This is a genomic window from Aromatoleum toluolicum (assembly GCF_012911005.2).
In the GTDB taxonomy this organism is placed as follows: Bacteria; Pseudomonadota; Gammaproteobacteria; order Burkholderiales; family Rhodocyclaceae; genus Aromatoleum; species Aromatoleum toluolicum.
In genome coordinates, this window is record NZ_WTVS01000002.1 from 88,830 (window position 1) to 107,498 (window position 18,669).

The window sequence follows — 18,669 nt, forward strand, 5'->3', positions numbered from 1 at the left end:
TGCAGACTGCATACACTTATTGCCGCGTTATCAGTTCTCCTCGACGATCGTGTAACTGCCGTCGCGCGCCCACTTGATGTCGGCGTTGAGGAAGAAGGTCTTCAGCGCCGGCTTGTACAGCTGCACCATGTCGTGCGCCTCGCCGCTGCGCCCGCCGGCGCCGCAGAAGAACACGATGGGCTTGTCCGCCGGCAGCTCGTCGATGCGCTTTTCGAGCGTATTGACCGGGACGTTGACCGCGCCCTTGAACGTGCCCGCCGCGAACTCGTTCGGTTCGCGCACGTCGATCAGCTGGATCGTGGCGGGCGCATCCCTGTAGATCTGCTCGAAGGACGCGACGGTGATCGTGCCGCTCTCCTTGCCGGCCTGGATGGCCGGCTTCGCGGCGCCGCCTGCCGCGGTCGCCCCGGCGCCGTACAGGCGCTCCCATTCCGGATAGCCTTCGGGCACCACCTTCACCTGCGTGTAGCCCAGCTTCACCGCCTTCACGGCCGAATCCGAACTCAGCTTGCAGCTCAGGCCTTCGCAGTAGAAGTACAGCGGGCTCGCCTTGTCGGCCGGCAGGCGGTCGACGAGCTTGTCGAACTGCGAGTCGGGCAGGCTGATCGCGCCGGGGATGTGGCCCTTGTCGTACTTGCGCTCCTTCGGGCGCGAGTCGACCAGCGTCAGCGGTGCGCCCTCGTCCATCAGCTTCTTCAGCTGGGGCACCGAGATCGCCGCCATGTGGCCGGCCTTGACCCAGTCCGGGAAGCCCGCCGCATACACGCGGATGTTCGTGTAGCCGAGCTTCTCGGCGCGGAACGCCGAGTTGTGGCTCAACATGCATTCCAGCCCGTCGCAATAGAATATCAGCAGCGTGGCCTTGTCCTGCGGCAGCTTGTCGACGAGCTTGTCGAACTGGCTGTCGGGGATGCTGAGCGCCGTCGGGATGTGGCCCGGATCGTATTTGCGCGCGGTCGGGCGCGAGTCGATGATCTGCACCCCTTCCGGCTTGGGCAGCACGGCATGGCGGGCGACGAACTCGGCATCGACGATCTGGCCGTACCAGCCGGCCTTCGCCTCGACGGCGGCCGGCGCATCGGCGGCGATCGCAGCGCCGCTCGGGAACGGGATCGGGGCGGCGCCCAGCGCCGCAAGCAGGGCCGCGAGGGCCAAGGTGCGTTGGAGTTTCATGATGGCTCCCTGAACGATGACAGGCGCCTGCCGCGGCGACTGCGGGCGGGCGTCCGAAGATGCTTCCAAGCGGGTGATCAGCTGCAGCTGGCCGGCGCGTCGCCGTCCTTCGCGCCCTTGATGACGAAGGCCTTGACGTCCTCGAGCAGCTCGGCGTCGGGCACGTCGGCGAACTTGTCGGCCGCCTTGTTCTGCGAGCGGATGCCGGCGCGGTAGTCCTTGCCGACGTACCTCCTGAGCGAGTCCTTGCCGGCGGCGTGCTTGTCGGCCTTGAGGTAGCTCTCCCACTGCGCCATCGTCATGGTGCTGGGGGCGATGGAGCCGCCTGTCTGGGCGGCGTGGCAGGCCGTGCACACGCTGCGGTAGTAGATGCGGCCGCGCTTCCAGTCGGCGTCGTAGGCGGCGGCGCCGAAACTCGCGCCGAGGAGGCCTGCAGCGAGGGCCGTGAGCAACAGTTGACGGGTTTTCATGACATGACACTCCGGTTTGCGGAAACTGTCTTCGCCTGCCCGTCGGCCCGCTTCCAGGTCGCAGCCCGGGGAACCCAAGGGCATACGAAATCTGGAGCCATTCTATCAGCATTAAATTCGAATTTAATTATTCTCTTATTTAACTGTGACCCAGGTCACTTCGCGGCGCGTTTTCCCGGCAAGCCCCCGGGATCGGGTGTAAACTGCAAAGTTTTTGTGCGCCGCAACGAAACCGCCCTCCCGGGCACCCCGGCGCAGCCTCGTCCGACCCGATTCATCCGCGCCAGCCAGCGTGCCGCGTGCCGTTCCTCCATGCGTATCGAACAACTCCGCCAGCGACTGCGCGACCTCGGCGCCAAGCCCTGCCACGAACAGGCGATCCTGCGCGCGTGGGCCCAGGCGCGAGCGCTCGACAGCGGCCGCAAGCGCGCCGACGGCTTCCTCTCGCCGCGCATCCTCGGCGCCCTGCCGGCGCTGGGCGACGAGCTGCACGGGCTGGCACGGGTGCTCTCGGAACACCCCGGCGAGGACGGCTCGGCACGCCTGCTGGTGCAGCTTGCCGACGGCCAGTCGGTCGAGAGCGTCCTGCTGCTGCGTGACGGCGTGTGCGTGTCCTCGCAGGTCGGCTGCGCGGTGGGCTGCACCTTCTGCATGACCGGCCGCGACGGCCTCATCCGCCAGCTCGGCAGTGCCGAGATCGTCGCCCAGGTGGTGCTCGCGCGCGCCCGCCGCTTCGTCAAGAAGGTCGTGTTCATGGGCATGGGCGAGCCGGCGCACAACATCGACAACGTGCTCGAAGCGATCGACTTCCTCGGCACCGAGGGCGGCATCGGGCACAAGAACCTGGTGTTCTCGACGGTGGGCGACCATCGCGTGTTCGAGCGCCTGCCGCAGGGGCGCGTGAAGCCCGCGCTCGCGCTGTCGCTGCACACGACGCGGCCCGATCTGCGCGCAGAGCTGCTGCCGCGCGCCCCGCGCATCACGCCCGAAGAGCTCGTCGCGCGCGGCGAAGAATACGCCCGCGCGACCGGCTATCCGATCCAGTACCAGTGGACGCTGCTCGCCGGCATCAACGACACCGACGAGGAGATCGACGGCATCGTGCGCCTGCTCGCCGGCAAGTACGCGATCATGAACATGATCCCGTGGAACAGCGTCGAAGGCTTCGGCTTCGCGCGCCCGGCACGCGCGCACGCAGAGGCGATCGCCCGCCGGCTGCACGAACGCGGCGTGCTCACCAAGCTGCGCCAGTCCGCCGGGCAGGACGTCGACGGCGGCTGCGGTCAGCTGCGCGCACGCAAGGTCGTGCCGCGCACGCCGGCCGTGCTGCGGCGCTTTTCCGCAACCGACGCGGATCTGCGGACGGACTGATCCGCGCTCAGTGCTCCTTGCCGTCGACGCGCGGCGCGAGCAGGAAGGGGATGTAGCGCCAGCCGAGGATCGCGAAGCACGCGGCCCACGCCAGGGCGGCGAGATGGATCCAGCCCGTGTAGGCGGCAGGCACGAGCTGCGGCAGCACGACGCGTGCGATGAAGGCGCCAATCATGATCCACAGCATCAGCTTGTCGCCCGCGTCGAACACGACCTTGCGCCCGGTATGCCCCTTCGAGATGCGCACCAGCATCGCGGGGATGATCAGCCCCATCACACCGAACGTGAACACGTGCACCGACAGGCTCCCGACCCAGGCCGGCGTCGCGCGCAAGGCCGCGAATTCGAGTAGCAGCTGCATGACGATCGCCGCATAACCGAGGTACATCACCGCCAGCTCGAGCCGGCGCATCGCGAGCTGCGGCTTCCAGAAGACCAGGCGCGCGACGAGCAGGAAGGCGAGCACGACCAGCAGCGCCCCGGCCATGGGCTTGGGCATCCAGGCGACAAAGACCAGCGACAGCGCGGTCAGCTTGATCGGATTGTCCAGCAGCGGATGGCGCAGGATCTCAACCTGGAACACGCCCTTCATGAACTGCGTCAGCGTGCGTTCGAGCATCACGAGGAATGCGACGCGAAAGAGCCCGATCGCCATCGTCACGCCGGACTGGAAGCTGTCGCCTCCCAGCATCAACAGCTTCGCGGCGATGAAGAGCGGCAGCGCGACGAGGAAGAAGTAGTTGTCGCGGAAGCTGTCCCGGCTGCGGTAGCGGATCAGCGTCCATAGCAGCATCGCGACGATGCTGCCGAGAAAGGCCGTGTTCGACAGCCAGAACAGCGCCGCGGGCCACGCGCCGCCCCAGGCCATGCCGATGCGCTCGAACAGCCACGCCGCAACCAGCCACATCAGCGCCGGGCCGTGATAGCCGCGGATCTGCACCCAGTTCTTCGACGCCGTCAGCAGGAAACCACCCATCACGGCCCAGCCGAACCCGAAGAACATCTCGTGCGCGTGCCACTGCACCGGTGTAAACCGCCCCGCGGGCGCCGGCAGGACGCCGCTGAACATCAACGCCCACAGGAGCGGCAGGCTCAGCCCCGCCAGGCACGCGAGGCTGAAGAAGGGGCGAAAACCGACGAGCCAGAGGGGGTGGGCGATAAACGTCATGTTCGGGACGAACGGCTCGAAAAATGCCAGCCGCGGGGTTGATGGACAGCCGATCTTAGGCAGGGGTCGCGCGCGCATCCTTGATCTCGGACATTTCCCGCCCAACGTCATTTTCCCGATCCGTTCGGCATGCCAGAATGCCGGCATCGGATTCGCCCCGGTACCGGACCATGAAAGACGCCTCATCCGCGCCAACCCCGGCCGCGGCCCGACCGAAGCTGCCGGCCGCGATCTGGATGCTCGGCTTCGTCAGCCTGCTGATGGACGTGTCGTCCGAGCTCATCCACAGCCTGCTTCCGGTGTTCCTCGTCACCTCGCTCGGCGCCGGCGCACTCGCGGTCGGCCTCATCGAAGGTGCGGCGGAAGCGACGGCGCTGATCGTCAAGGTCTTCTCCGGCGCGCTCTCGGACTACTGGGGCAAGCGCAAGCCGCTCGCGGTGCTCGGCTACGGGCTGGGCGCGATCTCCAAGCCGCTGTTCGCGCTCGCGACGAGCTCCGGCATGGTGCTCGGGGCACGCCTGATCGACCGCGTCGGCAAGGGCATTCGCGGCGCGCCGCGCGATGCACTGGTCGCCGACATCGCCCCGCCGCAGATGCGCGGCGCGGCCTTCGGCCTGCGCCAGTCGCTCGACACGGTCGGTGCCTTCCTCGGCCCGCTGCTCGCGATGGGGCTGATGCTGCTGTGGGCGAACGACTTCCGCGCGGTGTTCTGGGTCGCGATCATTCCGGGCTTCCTCTCGGTCGCGCTGCTGTTCTTCGGCGTGCGCGAACCGGAACGGCCGCCCGGAATCCCGGTCCTCAACCCGATCCAGCGCGAGAACCTGCGCCTGCTGCCGCGCGCCTACTGGTGGGTCGTCGGCATTGGCGCGCTGTTCGCGCTGGCGCGGTTCTCGGAGGCCTTCCTCGTCCTGCGCGCGCTCGATGCCGGCCTGCCGGTCGCCTACACGCCGCTGGTGCTGATCGGCATGAACGTCGTCTATTCGCTGACCGCCTATCCCTTCGGGCGCCTCGCCGACGGCATGAGCCACGCGCGCCTACTCGCGCTCGGACTGGTCGTGCTGATCGGCGCCGACCTCGCGCTCGCACGCGGCGCCGACTGGCCCTGGCTCGTCGCCGGCATCGTGCTGTGGGGCCTGCACATGGGCATGAGCCAGGGCCTGCTCGCGACGATGATCGCCGACACCGCACCGGCCGCGCTGCGCGGCACCGCGTATGGTGTCTTCAACCTCGTCAGCGGCATCGGCCTGCTGGTCGCGAGCGCGTTCGCCGGCCTGTTGTGGGAAAGCCTCGGCGCCTCCTGGACCTTCCACGCCGGCGCCGCGCTGGCGGGCGCGACGCTGCTCGCCGTGCTCATGCGAACGCGCTGAAACATCTGCGCAGATCCGCATCCGGCCTGCGTCTCCGAGGGGCCGGAATTTGGCCCCCGCGCGCCCTTGACGACCATCAATATCCCTTTCCGAACAAGCCCCTACAGTTGCCGCACGACCTGCCGTTAATGCAGGAGTCGCAGCCTTCACGGTGCGACGTTTCGCGCGTCAAGGGCACACCCGTCGAAAGGCGGGGCCGCAAATCCTCCGGGCTAAATCCTCCACGGACATGCTAGCGGGGTTGCCGTAACGATCACCGGATCGAGCGCTCTTGGCGTTTCACGCAGCACCAGGAGACGCGCATCATGCGACACTACCCCACCCTTCTCGCGATCGCGCTGGCGACCGCCTTCCCCCTGTCGGCGCTTGCCGAGGACGCCGTCCGGCAGGGGGCGCCGCTCACGTCGGGCGAGATCGCCTGGAACCGGGTCCATGTGCAGGTGAAATCGGATCTCGCCCACGCCGCCGGCTACACCGGCCGCGGTGCGACGGTCGCGGTCCTCGACACCGGCGTGCAGGGCAACCACATCGAACTCGACACCCAGCTCTCCGGCACCCGCATGTACGACGCGACGATCCGCAAGTGGATCGCGCCGACCGACGGCGGCGGGCATGGCACCCACGTCGCCGGCATCATCGCCGGCTCGACCGGGACCGGCTACAGCTACGGGATCGCCCCCGATGCGAAGATCCTGCCGATCAAGGTGTTCGCCAGCGACACCGGGACGGCCAGCAGCACCTCCCTCGCGGCCGGCCTCAAGACCGCGGCGGGCACGCGCGCCGTGGCGGTGATCAACCTGAGCCTGGGCGCGGGCGGTCCGCTCGGCGGCAGCGTCGAGAACGCATTGCGCTCGGCGATCACTGCCGACAAGCTGATCGTCGCGGCGGCCGGCAACGAGGGCGGTGACGCCCCGATCTGGCCCGCGCGCTATGCCAAGGAGAGCTGGGCGAAGGGCCAGATCATCGCCGTCGGCGCCGTCGACGCGAACAACCAGCTCGCGAGCTTCTCCAACCGCGCCGGCGACACCGCGAACTGGTACCTCGTCGCGCCGGGCGTGAGCGTGCTGTCGTCCTACAACAACGGCGGCTACGCGTTCATGAGCGGCACCTCGATGGCGACACCGGTCGTCGCCGGCGCTGCTGCGCTGCTCGAAGGCAGCTGGCCGCAGCTCAAGGCCGGCCAGGTCGCCTCCATCCTGTTCCAGACCGCGACCGACCTCGGCGATCCGGGCGTCGACGCGACCTATGGCCGGGGCCTGCTCAACGTCGAGCGCGCGATGCAGCCGGTCGGCACGCTCGCCGTGCCGCTGGGGACGTCGCCGAAGAAGGTCCGGCGCTCGAGCGCCGCCCTGCGCAGCTCGGTCGCGTCGTGGAGCGGCCTGCGCGCCGCGGTCGTCGACGGCCGCTTCCGCGGCATCGCGGTCGACGACTTCAACCGCGACTTCGCGACCGACTTCGGCACCGGTATCCGCGCACCGGCCGTGGAGCGCATCTCGGACGCGCTCGACATGGCCGGCCGCTCGCTGCAGTTCACCGAGCAGGTGCACGCCGACGGTTCGCGTTTCGTCGCCGCAGTCGAGGAGCGACGTCCCCAGGGGCTGCGCGCGGCGCACGACGCCCACCGCAGCCTGATCGCCAGCAGCGCGGTGTTCAGCCTTGCCGGCGGGCAGGAGCTGGCCTTCGCGACCGGCAGCCTTGCCGGCAGCTATTTCGGGCTCGCCGGCACCGACCACAACCTGGCGAATCCCTACCTCGGCCTCGCACGCACGTCCGCGCAACTGGCCTTCGGCCTCACCCGCGATGCGCTGAGCTTCAAGGCGGGCGTCCTCGACGCGGGACTCAACGCCGCAATGGTCCGCCAGCACGAATGGTCCGAAGTCGGCGGCGGCCGCGCAGCGATCACCGAGCTGAACTACGCCCTCGGACGCGACAGCCTGATCGGCCTCCAGTACGCCGACGTCGCCGAACGGGAATCGTGGCTCGGCAGCGTCGCCGGCGATGCCCTGGCGCTGGAGCGGGCCGGTACGCGCACCATCACAGCGCACGCGCGCTACCATGTCGGCCGGGACACACTGCTCGCCGCACGCTACTCGGCCGGCCGCACCGCCGACACGCACGGCAAGGCCCTGCTCGGCTCGGCGGAGGGCGTCCGTTCCGAATCCTTCGCGCTCGGCCTGATCGGCCATCATGGACTGACGCGCGGCGACCGCTTCGCCCTCACGCTGTCGAGCCCGCTGCGCCTCACTGCCGGTACCGCGAGGATTTCGATGCCGGTCGCGATCACCGCAGCCGGCGACACGGTGTTCGAATCGCGGCGCATCGCGCTTGCCGCCACCAGCCGCGAATTGAAGCTGGGCCTCGACTACGCGCGTCCGCTGTCGGCCGCGTCAAGCCTGTCGGTGCTCCTGGCGACCCGCCACAACGCAAATCACGTCGCCGGCGAGCGCGACATGCAGTCCGGCGTCGTGTATCGCACGGCGTTCTGACGCACGGCGTCCTGTCAGCGGAGCGCGGGATACGGCCGGCCCCCGACCGGTTCGTGTCCCGCGCCCCGCGGACTGGCGGCGCGCATCCGCTGGCTCGCCCGCGTTGCGGACATATCGGGGGCGACGGGCTTGTCGCTACAATCGCGGCCTGAATTCACGAGCCCCCCGACCGATGCATCCGCCCGCCCTGCTCCTCCTCGGCCCCACCGCCAGCGGCAAGACCGCATCGGCGCTCGCGCTCGCACGCATGCTTCCGGTCGAGATCGTCAGCGTCGATTCGGCCCTCGTCTATCGCGACATGGACATCGGCACGGCCAAGCCGACACCAGAGGAACGGGCGGCCTGCCCGCATCACCTGATCGACGTCGTCAGTCCGGAAGAAAGCTATTCAGCCGCGCAGTTCCGCGCCGACGCGCTGCGCCTGATGGACGAGATCACCGCGCGCGGCCGCATCCCGCTGCTCGCGGGCGGCACGATGCTGTACTTCAAGGCGCTGCGCGACGGGCTGTCCGACCTCCCCGCCGCCGACGCCACCCTGCGTGCGGAGATCGACGCGACGGCGGCGAAACACGGCTGGCCCGCGCTGCACGCGGAACTCGCGCACCTCGACCCTGAAGCCGCCGCGCGGCTCGAACCGACCGACTCCCAGCGCATCCAGCGCGCGCTCGAGATCGTCCGCCTCACGGGACGACCGCTCGCCGACAGCTACGCAAAGCGCGAGATGGCGCCACCCCCCTTCCGCCTGCTGCCGATCGCGCTCGCGCCCTCCGAGCGCGCGGTGCTGCACGCGCGCATCGAGCAGCGCTTCGACGCGATGCTCGCCGCCGGACTCATCGACGAGGTGCGCCGCCTGCGCGAACGCTACCGGCTCGCTCTGTCGATGCCCTCGATGCGCTGCGTGGGTTACCGCCAGGCGTGGGAATACCTCGACGGCACGGACGACTACGCCACGATGCGCTTCAAGGGCATCGCCGCGACGCGCCAGCTCGCGAAGCGCCAGCTCACCTGGCAACGCCAGTTCCGCGAGACCTGGCCGGAACTGGTCGAACTCGACTGCCTGCGCCCGGACCTGGCCGATGCGGTCACGACAACCGTGCAGCGCCTGCTCGCAAGCGCATAGCACTGCGCTGTCGTAGGGCGGGAGCAGCGCAGCGTATCCCGCCGAAACGGCGTATGGCGCTACCCGACCTGCGTTTGCCGGTATCCGCGGAGGCCCTCTACGACCGGCATGCTCAAAGCAGCCCGCGCCACGCCCCCACGGCGATCAGCCACAGCGACGCCAGTACGTAGCTCGCCAGGCAATAGCGCAGATTTCCCCGCGCCAGCCCCAGCGCCGACAGCCCGAAGCGTCCCTGCAGCGACAGATGCACGCCCGCCATCGGATTCAGCGCGAGGCCGATGCTCCACGCCATCAGGAAGATCTGCGCGAGCAGCATCGGGTCGGGCGACAGCGGCGCGAGCCAGGTCGCCGCGATCACGATCGTGATCACCGTATGCACGCCGATCGCCGCGAGCGCCACCATCGCGCCCAGCACCAGCGCCGCCTCCACCGGACCGAAGCGGTCAAACGGCGTCCAGCCCGAGTCGCCCTGCATCAGCGCCTGCAAGCCGGTCGCGAACACGCCCGCGGCGAGGAACAGCATCAGCTCGCCCGACATCGCGGGCAGGCGGCGCAGCGCGTGGGCGGACAGGCGTTCGACGCCATCGACCGGCCCGCTCCTCACGAACACCGACACGATGCTGATCGCGAGCGCCGAGCCGCTGATCACCGCCAGCGACGACCAACCGGGCAGCCAGACGAGCCCCGCCGACACCATCGCCGTCAGCACCAGCGGCAGCCACAGCGAGGACGCGCGCATCGGGAAGCCGACGAAGTCGCGCTCGTCCCCGTCCGCCGCCACCGGAAGGGTCCGCGTGATGAGCCACAGCAGCATCGCCGCGAGGGGCAGGCCGGCCAGCACGAGATCTTCCAGGCGCGCGCCCGGCGCGTAGGTCAGGGCCACCGCCATCGCGCCGAAGAACGGCGACCACAGCGCCGCGAGGAGGAAGCCGCGCGCGAGCAGCGCCGCCTGCGCCGCACTCAGGCGCCCGCCCTGGGCGATGCGCTCGGCGATGATGAACACGACGGACATGTTGATGACCGCGCCGAGCACATGCACGCCCGCGAGCGTTTGCCACAGCGCGCGCCGCCCGCGCGGCAGGGGCCGGTCGCCGTCCCTGCCGAATCCCACCAGCTGCAGGAAGCTGACCGCGGCCAGCATCCCGAGCAAGGCGGTGTTCTGCGTCAGCAGCGCACCCCATGCCGGCGCGGCGCCGCGCCACACCGCCGCGAGCAGGGCCAGCCCGCCCAGTCCGCACAGGATCAGCGCGAAGCGTCGTTGCTTGCCGTCGAGCCGCGGCCACAGCGCGACGCCCGCCCCCCACGCGGCGAGCCCCGCCGGCCACGCCGGCAGGCCCGTGCGCGCGCCGTGCGCCAAGGACAGCAGCACGAGCCCCGCCATCAGCCAGGCGGCGACGACCGTGCGCGGGCGGGAAAGCGTGTGGAGATGCGCGTCGGACACGTCGCGGACGATCAGGCCGAAGCGGGTGCGCCGTCCTCGACCGCGAGCCGGTTGCGTTCGCGCCGGGCGAGCAGGGTATAGACGGTCGGCACCACGAACAGCGTGAAGAAGGTCCCCAGCAGCAGCCCGCCGACGATCACCCAGCCGATCTGCTGGCGGCTCTCCGCCCCGGCGCCGGTTGCGAGCGCGAGCGGGATCGAGCCCAGCACCATCGCGCCGGTGGTCATCAGGATGGGACGCAGGCGCAGCACCGACGCCTCGACGACCGCGTCGCGCAGGGCCGCCCCCTGGTCGCGCAACTGGTTCGCGAACTCCACGATCAGGATGCCGTGCTTCGTGATCAGGCCGACCAGCGTCACCAGCCCGATCTGGCTATACACGTTGAGCGTGCCCCCGGCGAAGTACAGCGCCGCCAGCGCCCCGGTCATCGATAGCGGCACCGTCAGCATGATGATGAAGGGGTCGCGGAAGCTCTCGAACTGCGCCGCCAGCACGAGGTAGATGAAGGCCAGCGCGAGCACGAAGGTCAGCGCGAGGCTCGCCGAGCTGGTCCTGAATTCGCGCGACTGGCCGTCGTAATCGACCGCGTAGCCCGCCGGCAGCACGCGCGCGGCGGTTGCGTCGAGCCACGCCAGCGCCTCGCCCATCGCGAACTCGGGCGCGAGGTTCGCCGAGATCGTCACCGAGCGCCGCTGGCCGAAGTGATTCAGTTCGCGCGGGCTGACGCGGTCGTGCACCGTGACGAGGTTCGCCAGCGGCACCATCTCGCCGTTCCTGGCGCGCACGTAGATCTCGCGGATGTCGCGTGCGACCGCCCGGCTCGGCGCCGCCACCTGCACGATCACGTCGTACTGCTCCGCATCCTGCTTGTAGCGCGTCACCTGCCGCCCGCCCAGCATCGTCTCCAGCGTGCGCCCGATCACATCGACGGGGATGCCGAGATCGGCCGCCTTTTCGCGATCGACGTCGACCGCCAGTTCCGGCTTGGTCAGCTTCAGGTCGGTATCCGGCGACACGAAGCCCGGCTGCTTGCGCATCTCGTCGAGGATCAGGTCGGTGTAGCGGGCCAGCTCGTCGTACGACGCCGAGGTCGTGATGACGAAGCTGATCGGCCGCGTGCGCGGACTCTGGCCGAAGGACGCCGGCAGGACCGGGAAGGCCTGCAGGCCGGGAATCGCCACGAGCTTCGGTCGCATCTCTGCGGCAATGGCGCTCGAATTGCGCTGGCGCTCCTTCCAGTCCGTGAAACCGGCGAACGAGATGCCCTGCGACACCGTCGGATTGCCCGAGATCACGAGATAGCGGTCGACCTCGGCGGTTTGCGCGTAGATCGCCTCCAGTTGCGTCGCGTAGCGCGCCATGAAGTCGATCGTCGCCCCTTCCGGGCCGGAGAAGATGCCCACGACGCGCCCGCGATCCTCGACCGGGGCGAGCTCGGTCTTCAGCGCCTTCAGCAGCACCAGCGACGTGCCCGCGACCAGCGCGAAGGCGAGCATCACGAGCCAGCGCCGGTTCAGCGCGATCCCGAGCGCGCGCCGATACCCCGCCGTCAGCCAGCCGAGGAAATCCTCGATGGCGTTATACACGCGCCCGTGCTTCTTCTCGTGGCGCAGGAGCTTCGAGCACATCATCGGCGACAGCGTCAGCGCGACGAAGCCCGACACGATCACGGCCCCCGCGAGGGTCAGCGCGAACTCGGTGAACAGCTTACCCGTGCGCCCGGTCATGAACGCGACCGGCGCATACACCGCCGCCAGCGTGATCGTCATCGCCACCACCGCGAAGCCGATCTCGCGCGCGCCGCGGAAGGCCGCCTGCAGCGGTTCCATGCCCTCCTCGACGTGACGGTAGATGTTCTCCAGCACGACGATCGCGTCATCGACGACGAGGCCGATCGCCAGCACCAGCGCGAGCAGCGTCAGCGTGTTGATCGAGAAGCCGAACACGAGCATCAGCGCGAACGCCCCCACCAGCGACACCGGGATCGTCACCAGAGGAATCAGCATCGCGCGCCAGTTGCGCAGGAAGAAGAAGCAGATCACCGCGACCAGCAGCACCGCTTCCCAGATCGTGCTGAACACCGATGCGATCGAGCGGTCGATGAACACCGTCGTGTCGTTGGCGATGTTCATGCGCATGCCTTCGGGCAGCTCCGCCTCCAGCACCGGCAGCATCTCCACGAGGCCGCGCTTGAGATCCAGCGGATTCGCCACCGACTGCTTGATCAGCCCGATCGACACCGCCGGCTTGCCCATGAAGCGCACCAGCGTGCGCTCGTTCTGCGCCGCCACCTCAACGCGGCCGACGTCGCGAATGCGCACGGCGTAGCCGCCGGCCGCCTGCGGCTGGCGCACGACGATGGTCTCGAACTCCTGCGGCGTGGCGAGATCGGTCTGCGCCACCACCGCGAATTCGCGCTCGCGGCTCTCGATGCGCCCCGCCGGCAGCTCCACGTTCTGCCGCCGGATCGCGTCCTCGACGTCCTGCGGCGTCAGGCGGAAGGCCGCCAGCCGGTCGCGGTCCAGCCAGATGCGCATCGAATAACGGCGCTCGCCGAACATACGCGCGTCCGCCGCCCCCGACAGCGTCTGCAGGCGCGGCTTCACCACGCGGCTGGCGAAATCGGAGAGTTCCAGCGACGAGTGGCGGTCCGACGAGAATGCGATCCAGATGATGGGGTTGGCATCCGCCTCGACCTTCGAGATCACCGGCTCCTCGACGTCGTCCGGCAGCCGCCGGCGCACGCGCGACACGCGGTCGCGCACGTCCGCGGCGGCGCTGTCGGCGCTGCGCTCGATGCGGAAGCGCACCGTGATCTGGCTGCGCTCCTGGCGGCTGATCGACTGCAGCACATCGACGCCCTCGATGCCCGCGAGCGAATCCTCCAGCGGCTTGGTCACCTGCGACTCGACGATCTCCGCGCTCGCACCCGTATAGGTCGTGTCCACGGTCACGACCGGTTCGTCGATGTTCGGGTACTCGCGCACGGTCAGGCGCGAATACGACATCAGGCCGATCAGCAGCACCAGCAGCGACAGCACCGTCGCAAACACCGGGCGCTTGATGCAGATTTCAGACAGGACCATCGCCCGCCCCTCAGCTTGCCGGTTTTGCCGATCCGGCTGCGGGGGCGATCTGCGCCGCGCCCGCACCCACGATCCGCACGGCCGCACCGTCGCGCAGCTTCAGTTGCCCGGCGGTAACGACGACATCGCCCGCCTGCACCCCCTTGACGATCTCCACGCGGGCGCCGCGCCGCGCCCCGGTCTTCACCTCGACACGCTGCGCCTTGCCGTCGACCACGCGATACACGAACTGCACGTCGCCCGGCGCCGCCACCAGCGCCTCCTCGGGAACCACCGCGACGTTGGCGCGCTCCTCGAGGATCAGCCGCACGCGCGCGAACATCCCCGGTCGCAGGCGCAGCCCCTCGTTCTGCAGCGTCGCGCGCATCACCACCGCCCGCCCCTGCTCGTCGACGAGCGGATCGATCGCGCTCACCACCGCCGCGAACTGCCGACCCGCGACGGCATCGGACGCGAGTTCCAGCTTCTGTCCCGGCCGGATCTGCGCGAGGTAGGTCTCGGGAAGCCGGAAATCCACCTTCAGCGTCGCGATGTCCTCCAGATTGACGAGCTCCTCGCCTTCCTTGACGTAGTCGCCGACGCTCACGTTGCGGATGCCGACGATGCCGGCGAAGGGCGCGCGGATACGCATCTTGTCCAGCCGCGCCTCGGCGAGCGCCATGTTCGCGCGCGCCACCTCCAGCCGCGACGCCGCCTCGTCGCGCGCGCTCTGGCTCAGGAATTTGCGGTTGAAGAGATCTTCGGTGCGGCCGAAATTGGCCTGCGCCAGCGCGAGGTTCGCCTTCGCCTGCTGCACCTCGGCCCGCTGCACGGCGGCATCGAAGTCGACCAGCACATCGCCGCGACGGACGGGGCCGCCCTCACTGAAGCGGATCGCAGCGATGCGCCCCGCAACCTCCGGGCGCAGGACGACGGACTCGTTCGAGCGCAGCGTTCCCACCGCCGTCACATCGTCCGCCATCGCCTCGGCCAGCACCGTCACCGTTTCGACCTCGGCAGGCCCCTGCGCCGCCGCATTGGCGCCCGCCGCCGGCCTCACGCCGCCCGCCGGCTGCACCGTGCCGACACTGCGGTTCGCGTAGTACGCATAGCCCGCAAGGGCGGCGAGTCCGGCAAGGCTGACGGCGGCAATCAGGCGGCGACGGGCGGGCATTTTCGGCGAGCACTCAAACTGGAACGGGATCCGGAAAAAAAACGAGCGCACCCTCTTCGGTGCGCTCCCTGCATCCTGCTGACAACCCGCCCGGCAACAAAGTTGCACGGACGGCCGGGCCCCGCATCGCGCGCGGCCCCGGAAAGACTCAGGCGACCGTCGTCTGCGCCACGCCTTCCGCGCGCGCCTCGATGCGGCCGAGGCGATACACCGTCTCGCCCGCTGCCTCGAGATTCGCGACGGCCGCGTCGGCCTGCTCGGCCGACACGATCACGACCATGCCGACGCCGCAGTTGAACACGCGGTACATCTCCTGGTCGGCGACATTGCCTTCCTGCTTCAGCCACTGGAACAGCGGCGGCAGCATCCACGACGACGCGTCGAGGCGCGCGGTCAGGTTGTCGGCGAGGATGCGCGGCACGTTCTCCAGCAGGCCGCCGCCGGTGATGTGCGCCATGCCCTTCACGACGCCCGGGATCGCGCGCATCAGGCCCAGCATCGACTTCACGTACAGCCGGGTCGGCTCCAGCACCACGTCGCGGAACGGGCGGCCGTGGAAGTCAGCATCCAGATCCGGGTTCGCACGCTCGATGATCTTGCGGATCAGCGAATAACCGTTCGAATGCGCGCCGCTCGACGCCAGCCCCAGCACCACGTCACCCGGCACGATGCGCGAGCCGTCGATGATCTCGGACTTCTCCACCGCACCGACCGCGAAGCCGGCGAGATCGTACTCGCCGTCCGGGTACATGCCCGGCATCTCCGCGGTCTCGCCGCCGATCAGCGCGCAACCCGACAGCTCGCAGCCACGCGCGATGCCGCCCACGACCGCTGCCGCGGTATCCACATCCAGCTTGCCGCAGGCGAAGTAGTCGAGGAAGAACAGCGGCTCGGCGCCCTGCACGAGGATGTCGTTCACGCTCATCGCGACCAGATCCTGGCCCACCGTGTCGTGCTTGTTGAGCTGGAACGCGAGCTTCAGCTTCGTGCCGACACCGTCGGTGCCGGACACCAGCACCGGCTCGCGGTACTTCTTCGACAGCTCGAACAGCGCGCCGAAGCCGCCGATGCCGCCCAGCACCTCGGGGCGCATGGTGCGTTTTGCGAGCGGCTTGATGCGGTCGACGAGGGCGTCGCCGGCATCGATATCGACACCGGCATCACGGTAGGAAAGCGAAGGTTTTGCGGAGCTCAAGATCGTTCCTCAGGCTTGCGGAATGCGCGTTGGGGCCGGCCCGGCTGACGGCCGAACTTGAGACCGCAACGCCAAGTGGCTACATTTACGGGTTTCGCAGCCGCCCTGCGGCCGCGCCAAGTGCTCGATTTTACTCGAAATGAACCCATCCCGCGCCGACCGTCTGCAAACCGCCGCCTGGGCCGGCGTCGCCCTGGCGCTGGGGGCGCTGTTCTACGCCCTGTCGCCCATCCTCGCGCCCTTCGCGATCGCTGCCGTCTTCGCCTACATCTGCGATCCGGCGGTCAACTGGATGGTCGCGCGCCGCATCCCGCGCCCGGCCGCCGTGCTGCTCGTGATCCTCGGCGCCGGCCTGCTGCTCGTGCTGCTGTTCCTGATCCTCGCGCCGATGATCTGGCGCGAGGCGATCGCGCTGATCCGCCGCCTGCCCGATCTCATCGAACTCCTCAATGCCCGCGTCGCCCCGGTGCTGCAGGCGCGCTTCGACGTCGACTTCCAGCTCGACGCCGCCCTCGTGCGCACCTGGATCGCCGAACACTGGGACAGCGCGCAGGACCTCATCCCCGTGATCCTCGGCCAGCTGCGCCAGGGCGGCCTCGCGCTGCTGGGCGCCGCCGCCAGCGTCTTCCTCGTGCCGGTCGTGATGTTCTACCTGCTGCAGGAATGGCCGCGCATCCTCGACAGCCTGCAGACCGTGATCCCGCGCCCGATGCTCGAACGCACGATGCGCATCATCAACGACATCGACCGCGTGCTCTCGGAATTCCTGCGCGGCCAGCTCTCGGTGATGCTGCTGCTGGCCGTCTACTACAGCATCGGCCTGTGGATCGCCGGCCTCAAGTTCGCGCTGCCCGTCGGCGTCATCACCGGCCTGCTCGTCTTCATCCCCTACGTCGGCTTCGGCGGCGGCCTGCTGCTCGCGATCCTCGCCGCCCTGCTGCAAGCCGAAGGCTGGTCGCCGCTGATCGGCGTCGCAATAGTCTTCGGCCTCGGCCAGCTCATCGAAAGCTTCGTGCTCACCCCCTACCTCGTCGGCGAGCGCATCGGCCTGCACCCGCTCGCCGTCATCTTCGCGCTGATGGCCTTCGGCCAGCTCTTCGGCTTCGTCGGCATCCTCGTCGCCCTGCCCGCCAGCGCCGCGATCCTCGTCGGCCTGCGCGAAGTGCGCACGGCCTGGCTCGCGAGCCGCCTCTATCTCGGCGACACCCCCGCCGACGGCCCACCGCAATGAAACAGCTCGTCCTCGACATCCGCCCCGACGCGCCGCCCACCCTCGACAACTTCGTCGTCGGCGGCAACGAAGAACTCGTCGCCACGCTGGGCGCCATCGCCGCGCCCTCGGCTGCCCCCTCGGTTGCCACCACAGGCGCCCCCCTGCCCGGCCACGTCTACCTGTGGGGCCCGGGGGGCAGCGGCCGCAGCCACCTGCTGCGCGGCACCCTCGCCGCCGCGACCGGTCGGCCGACGGCCTGCATCGCCGCCGCCGAGGTCGGCCGCGAACTGCCGCAGACGCAAGACCTGCTCCTCGCCATCGACGACGTCGACCGCCTCGGCGACGACGCCCAGATCGCCCTCTTCAACGCCTTCAACCGCTCGCGCAGCCTCGGCCAGACGCTGCTCCTCGCGGGCAAGGAAGCACCGCGCCAGCTCGCGCTGCGCGAGGACCTGCGCACCCGCATCGGCCAATGCCTGATCTACGAGGTGCGCCCGCTCGACGACGAATCGCGCGCGGCCATCCTCGCAACGCTGGCCGCGCGCCGCGGCCTGCGCCTCGCCGACGAAGTGATCGACTTCCTGATGCGACACGGCCGTCGCGACCTCCCCAGCCTGCTCGCGGTGCTCGACGCCCTCGACAACGCCTCCCTCGAGCGCAAGCGCGCGGTCACGCTGCCGTTGCTGCGCGAAATGATGCAGGCCGGCCTCGACATCTGAGCCGGCCGCACGCCCACCCCCAAGGAAACACCCGTGGATCTCGTCCTCTTCGACCTCGACAACACCCTGCTCAATGGCGACTCCGACTTCGCCTGGGCCCAGTTCCTCATCGCCAAGGGCGTCCTCGACCGCGAGGTGCAGGAAGCGAAGAACATCCGGTTCTACGAGCAGTACAAGGCCGGCACGCTCGACATCTTCGAGTTCCTCGACTTCCAGCTCGCCCCGCTCGCGCGCCATCCGCGCGACCAGCTCGACGCCTGGCACCGCGAGTTCATGGCCGCCTCCATCGCCCCGATGATCACCGACAAGGCGCGCGCGCTGGTGCGCCAGCACCTCGACAGCGGCGCGCTGGTCGCCGTCGTCACCGCCACCAACAGCTTCGTCACCGGCCCCATCGTGCGCGAATTCGGCATCCCGCACCTCGTCGCGACCATCCCCGCGCAGGAAAACGGCGCCTTCACCGGCAAGCCGCGCGGCATGCCCGCCTTCAAGGCCGGCAAGATCGAACGCGTCGACACCTGGCTCGAATCGCTCGGCCTCTATGCCGGCAGCTTCGCCCGTTCATGGTTCTACAGCGACTCGCACAACGACCTGCCGCTCATGTCACGCGTCACCGACCCCGTCGCCGTCGACCCCGACGACACCCTGCGCATCCATGCACAGAACGCCGGCTGGCCGGTCATCTCGCTACGCTGAACGCACCTCGC

At 69.4% G+C, this 18,669-nt stretch carries 14 protein-coding genes and 1 riboswitch; of the genes, 7 read left to right on the plus strand and 7 right to left on the minus strand.

Annotated features, from left to right (window positions below):
• Positions 1 to 30: 30 nt before the first annotated feature.
• Both GPA27_RS01555 and GPA27_RS01560 read right to left on the minus strand, forming a co-directional pair.
• Positions 31 to 1,173, minus strand: a complete 1,143-nt coding sequence (locus GPA27_RS01555) for a rhodanese-like domain-containing protein (protein WP_169137111.1) — start codon at positions 1,171 to 1,173, stop codon at positions 31 to 33.
• Between the two features lie 77 nt (positions 1,174 to 1,250).
• Entirely contained in the window at positions 1,251 to 1,643 is a 393-nt protein-coding gene (locus tag GPA27_RS01560; protein ID WP_169137113.1) for a hypothetical protein, read from the minus strand.
• Positions 1,644 to 1,955: 312 nt separating this feature from the next.
• Here GPA27_RS01560 and GPA27_RS01565 point away from each other — a divergent pair, with 312 nt between their 5' ends.
• Positions 1,956 to 3,014, plus strand: coding sequence for an RNA methyltransferase (locus GPA27_RS01565; RefSeq protein WP_169137115.1), 1,059 nt, complete (start codon positions 1,956 to 1,958; stop codon positions 3,012 to 3,014).
• A gap of 7 nt (positions 3,015 to 3,021) precedes the next feature.
• Here the strand turns inward: GPA27_RS01565 and GPA27_RS01570 are convergent, their stop codons facing one another.
• Positions 3,022 to 4,182 (minus strand): NnrS family protein, encoded by a 1,161-nt coding sequence (locus GPA27_RS01570; protein ID WP_169137117.1) that lies wholly within the window; start codon positions 4,180 to 4,182, stop codon positions 3,022 to 3,024.
• Positions 4,183 to 4,352: 170 nt separating this feature from the next.
• Here GPA27_RS01570 and GPA27_RS01575 point away from each other — a divergent pair, with 170 nt between their 5' ends.
• The 3 genes from GPA27_RS01575 (at position 4,353) to miaA (ending at position 9,155) form a co-directional block, all read left to right on the plus strand.
• On the plus strand, positions 4,353 to 5,549 hold the full coding sequence (locus GPA27_RS01575) for an MFS transporter (RefSeq protein ID WP_169137119.1): 1,197 nt from the start codon (positions 4,353 to 4,355) through the stop codon (positions 5,547 to 5,549).
• 163 nt (positions 5,550 to 5,712) lie between these two features.
• Positions 5,713 to 5,798: riboswitch (cyclic di-GMP riboswitch) on the plus strand.
• A gap of 56 nt (positions 5,799 to 5,854) precedes the next feature.
• On the plus strand, positions 5,855 to 8,035 hold the full coding sequence (locus tag GPA27_RS01580; RefSeq protein WP_169137121.1) for a S8 family peptidase: 2,181 nt from the start codon (positions 5,855 to 5,857) through the stop codon (positions 8,033 to 8,035).
• 172 nt (positions 8,036 to 8,207) lie between these two features.
• On the plus strand, positions 8,208 to 9,155 hold the full coding sequence (miaA, locus tag GPA27_RS01585; protein WP_169137123.1) for a tRNA (adenosine(37)-N6)-dimethylallyltransferase MiaA: 948 nt from the start codon (positions 8,208 to 8,210) through the stop codon (positions 9,153 to 9,155).
• Between the two features lie 112 nt (positions 9,156 to 9,267).
• On the opposite strand, the gene GPA27_RS01590 is transcribed toward miaA, so the two are convergent.
• From GPA27_RS01590 to purM, 4 genes are all read right to left on the minus strand, one after another.
• On the minus strand, positions 9,268 to 10,596 hold the full coding sequence (locus tag GPA27_RS01590; RefSeq protein WP_169137125.1) for a hypothetical protein: 1,329 nt from the start codon (positions 10,594 to 10,596) through the stop codon (positions 9,268 to 9,270).
• 11 nt (positions 10,597 to 10,607) lie between these two features.
• Positions 10,608 to 13,682, minus strand: a complete 3,075-nt coding sequence (locus tag GPA27_RS01595) for an efflux RND transporter permease subunit (protein ID WP_169137127.1) — start codon at positions 13,680 to 13,682, stop codon at positions 10,608 to 10,610.
• Positions 13,683 to 13,692: 10 nt separating this feature from the next.
• Positions 13,693 to 14,835, minus strand: coding sequence for an efflux RND transporter periplasmic adaptor subunit (locus GPA27_RS01600; protein ID WP_169137129.1), 1,143 nt, complete (start codon positions 14,833 to 14,835; stop codon positions 13,693 to 13,695).
• Between the two features lie 148 nt (positions 14,836 to 14,983).
• On the minus strand, positions 14,984 to 16,030 hold the full coding sequence (gene purM, locus GPA27_RS01605; protein ID WP_169137131.1) for a phosphoribosylformylglycinamidine cyclo-ligase: 1,047 nt from the start codon (positions 16,028 to 16,030) through the stop codon (positions 14,984 to 14,986).
• Between the two features lie 139 nt (positions 16,031 to 16,169).
• Here purM and GPA27_RS01610 point away from each other — a divergent pair, with 139 nt between their 5' ends.
• From GPA27_RS01610 to GPA27_RS01620, 3 genes are read left to right on the plus strand one after another with little or no spacing between them, the layout of a single operon-like run.
• Entirely contained in the window at positions 16,170 to 17,261 is a 1,092-nt protein-coding gene (locus tag GPA27_RS01610) for an AI-2E family transporter (protein ID WP_169137133.1), read from the plus strand.
• Positions 17,258 to 17,962, plus strand: coding sequence for a DnaA regulatory inactivator Hda (gene hda / locus GPA27_RS01615; RefSeq protein ID WP_169137135.1), 705 nt, complete (start codon positions 17,258 to 17,260; stop codon positions 17,960 to 17,962). The genes GPA27_RS01610 and hda overlap by 4 nt, the downstream gene beginning before the upstream one ends.
• A 33-nt stretch (positions 17,963 to 17,995) precedes the next feature.
• Positions 17,996 to 18,658: a histidinol-phosphatase gene (locus GPA27_RS01620; protein WP_169137137.1), complete on the plus strand. Its 663-nt coding sequence runs from the start codon at positions 17,996 to 17,998 to the stop codon at positions 18,656 to 18,658.
• The last annotated feature ends 11 nt before the right edge of the window (positions 18,659 to 18,669 follow it).

Coding starts and splice junctions, on each gene's coding strand:
- GPA27_RS01575 (WP_169137119.1), top strand. CDS start 4,353: ATGAAAGACGCCTCATCCGCGCCAACCCCGGCCGCGGCCCGACCGAAG.
- GPA27_RS01610 (WP_169137133.1), top strand. CDS start 16,170: ATGAACCCATCCCGCGCCGACCGTCTGCAAACCGCCGCCTGGGCCGGC.
- miaA (WP_169137123.1), top strand. CDS start 8,208: ATGCATCCGCCCGCCCTGCTCCTCCTCGGCCCCACCGCCAGCGGCAAG.
- GPA27_RS01580 (WP_169137121.1), top strand. CDS start 5,855: ATGCGACACTACCCCACCCTTCTCGCGATCGCGCTGGCGACCGCCTTC.
- GPA27_RS01565 (WP_169137115.1), top strand. CDS start 1,956: ATGCGTATCGAACAACTCCGCCAGCGACTGCGCGACCTCGGCGCCAAG.
- GPA27_RS01555 (WP_169137111.1), bottom strand. CDS start 1,173: ATGAAACTCCAACGCACCTTGGCCCTCGCGGCCCTGCTTGCGGCGCTG.
- hda (WP_169137135.1), top strand. CDS start 17,258: ATGAAACAGCTCGTCCTCGACATCCGCCCCGACGCGCCGCCCACCCTC.
- GPA27_RS01600 (WP_169137129.1), bottom strand. CDS start 14,835: ATGCCCGCCCGTCGCCGCCTGATTGCCGCCGTCAGCCTTGCCGGACTC.
- GPA27_RS01570 (WP_169137117.1), bottom strand. CDS start 4,182: ATGACGTTTATCGCCCACCCCCTCTGGCTCGTCGGTTTTCGCCCCTTC.
- GPA27_RS01560 (WP_169137113.1), bottom strand. CDS start 1,643: ATGAAAACCCGTCAACTGTTGCTCACGGCCCTCGCTGCAGGCCTCCTC.
- GPA27_RS01595 (WP_169137127.1), bottom strand. CDS start 13,682: ATGGTCCTGTCTGAAATCTGCATCAAGCGCCCGGTGTTTGCGACGGTG.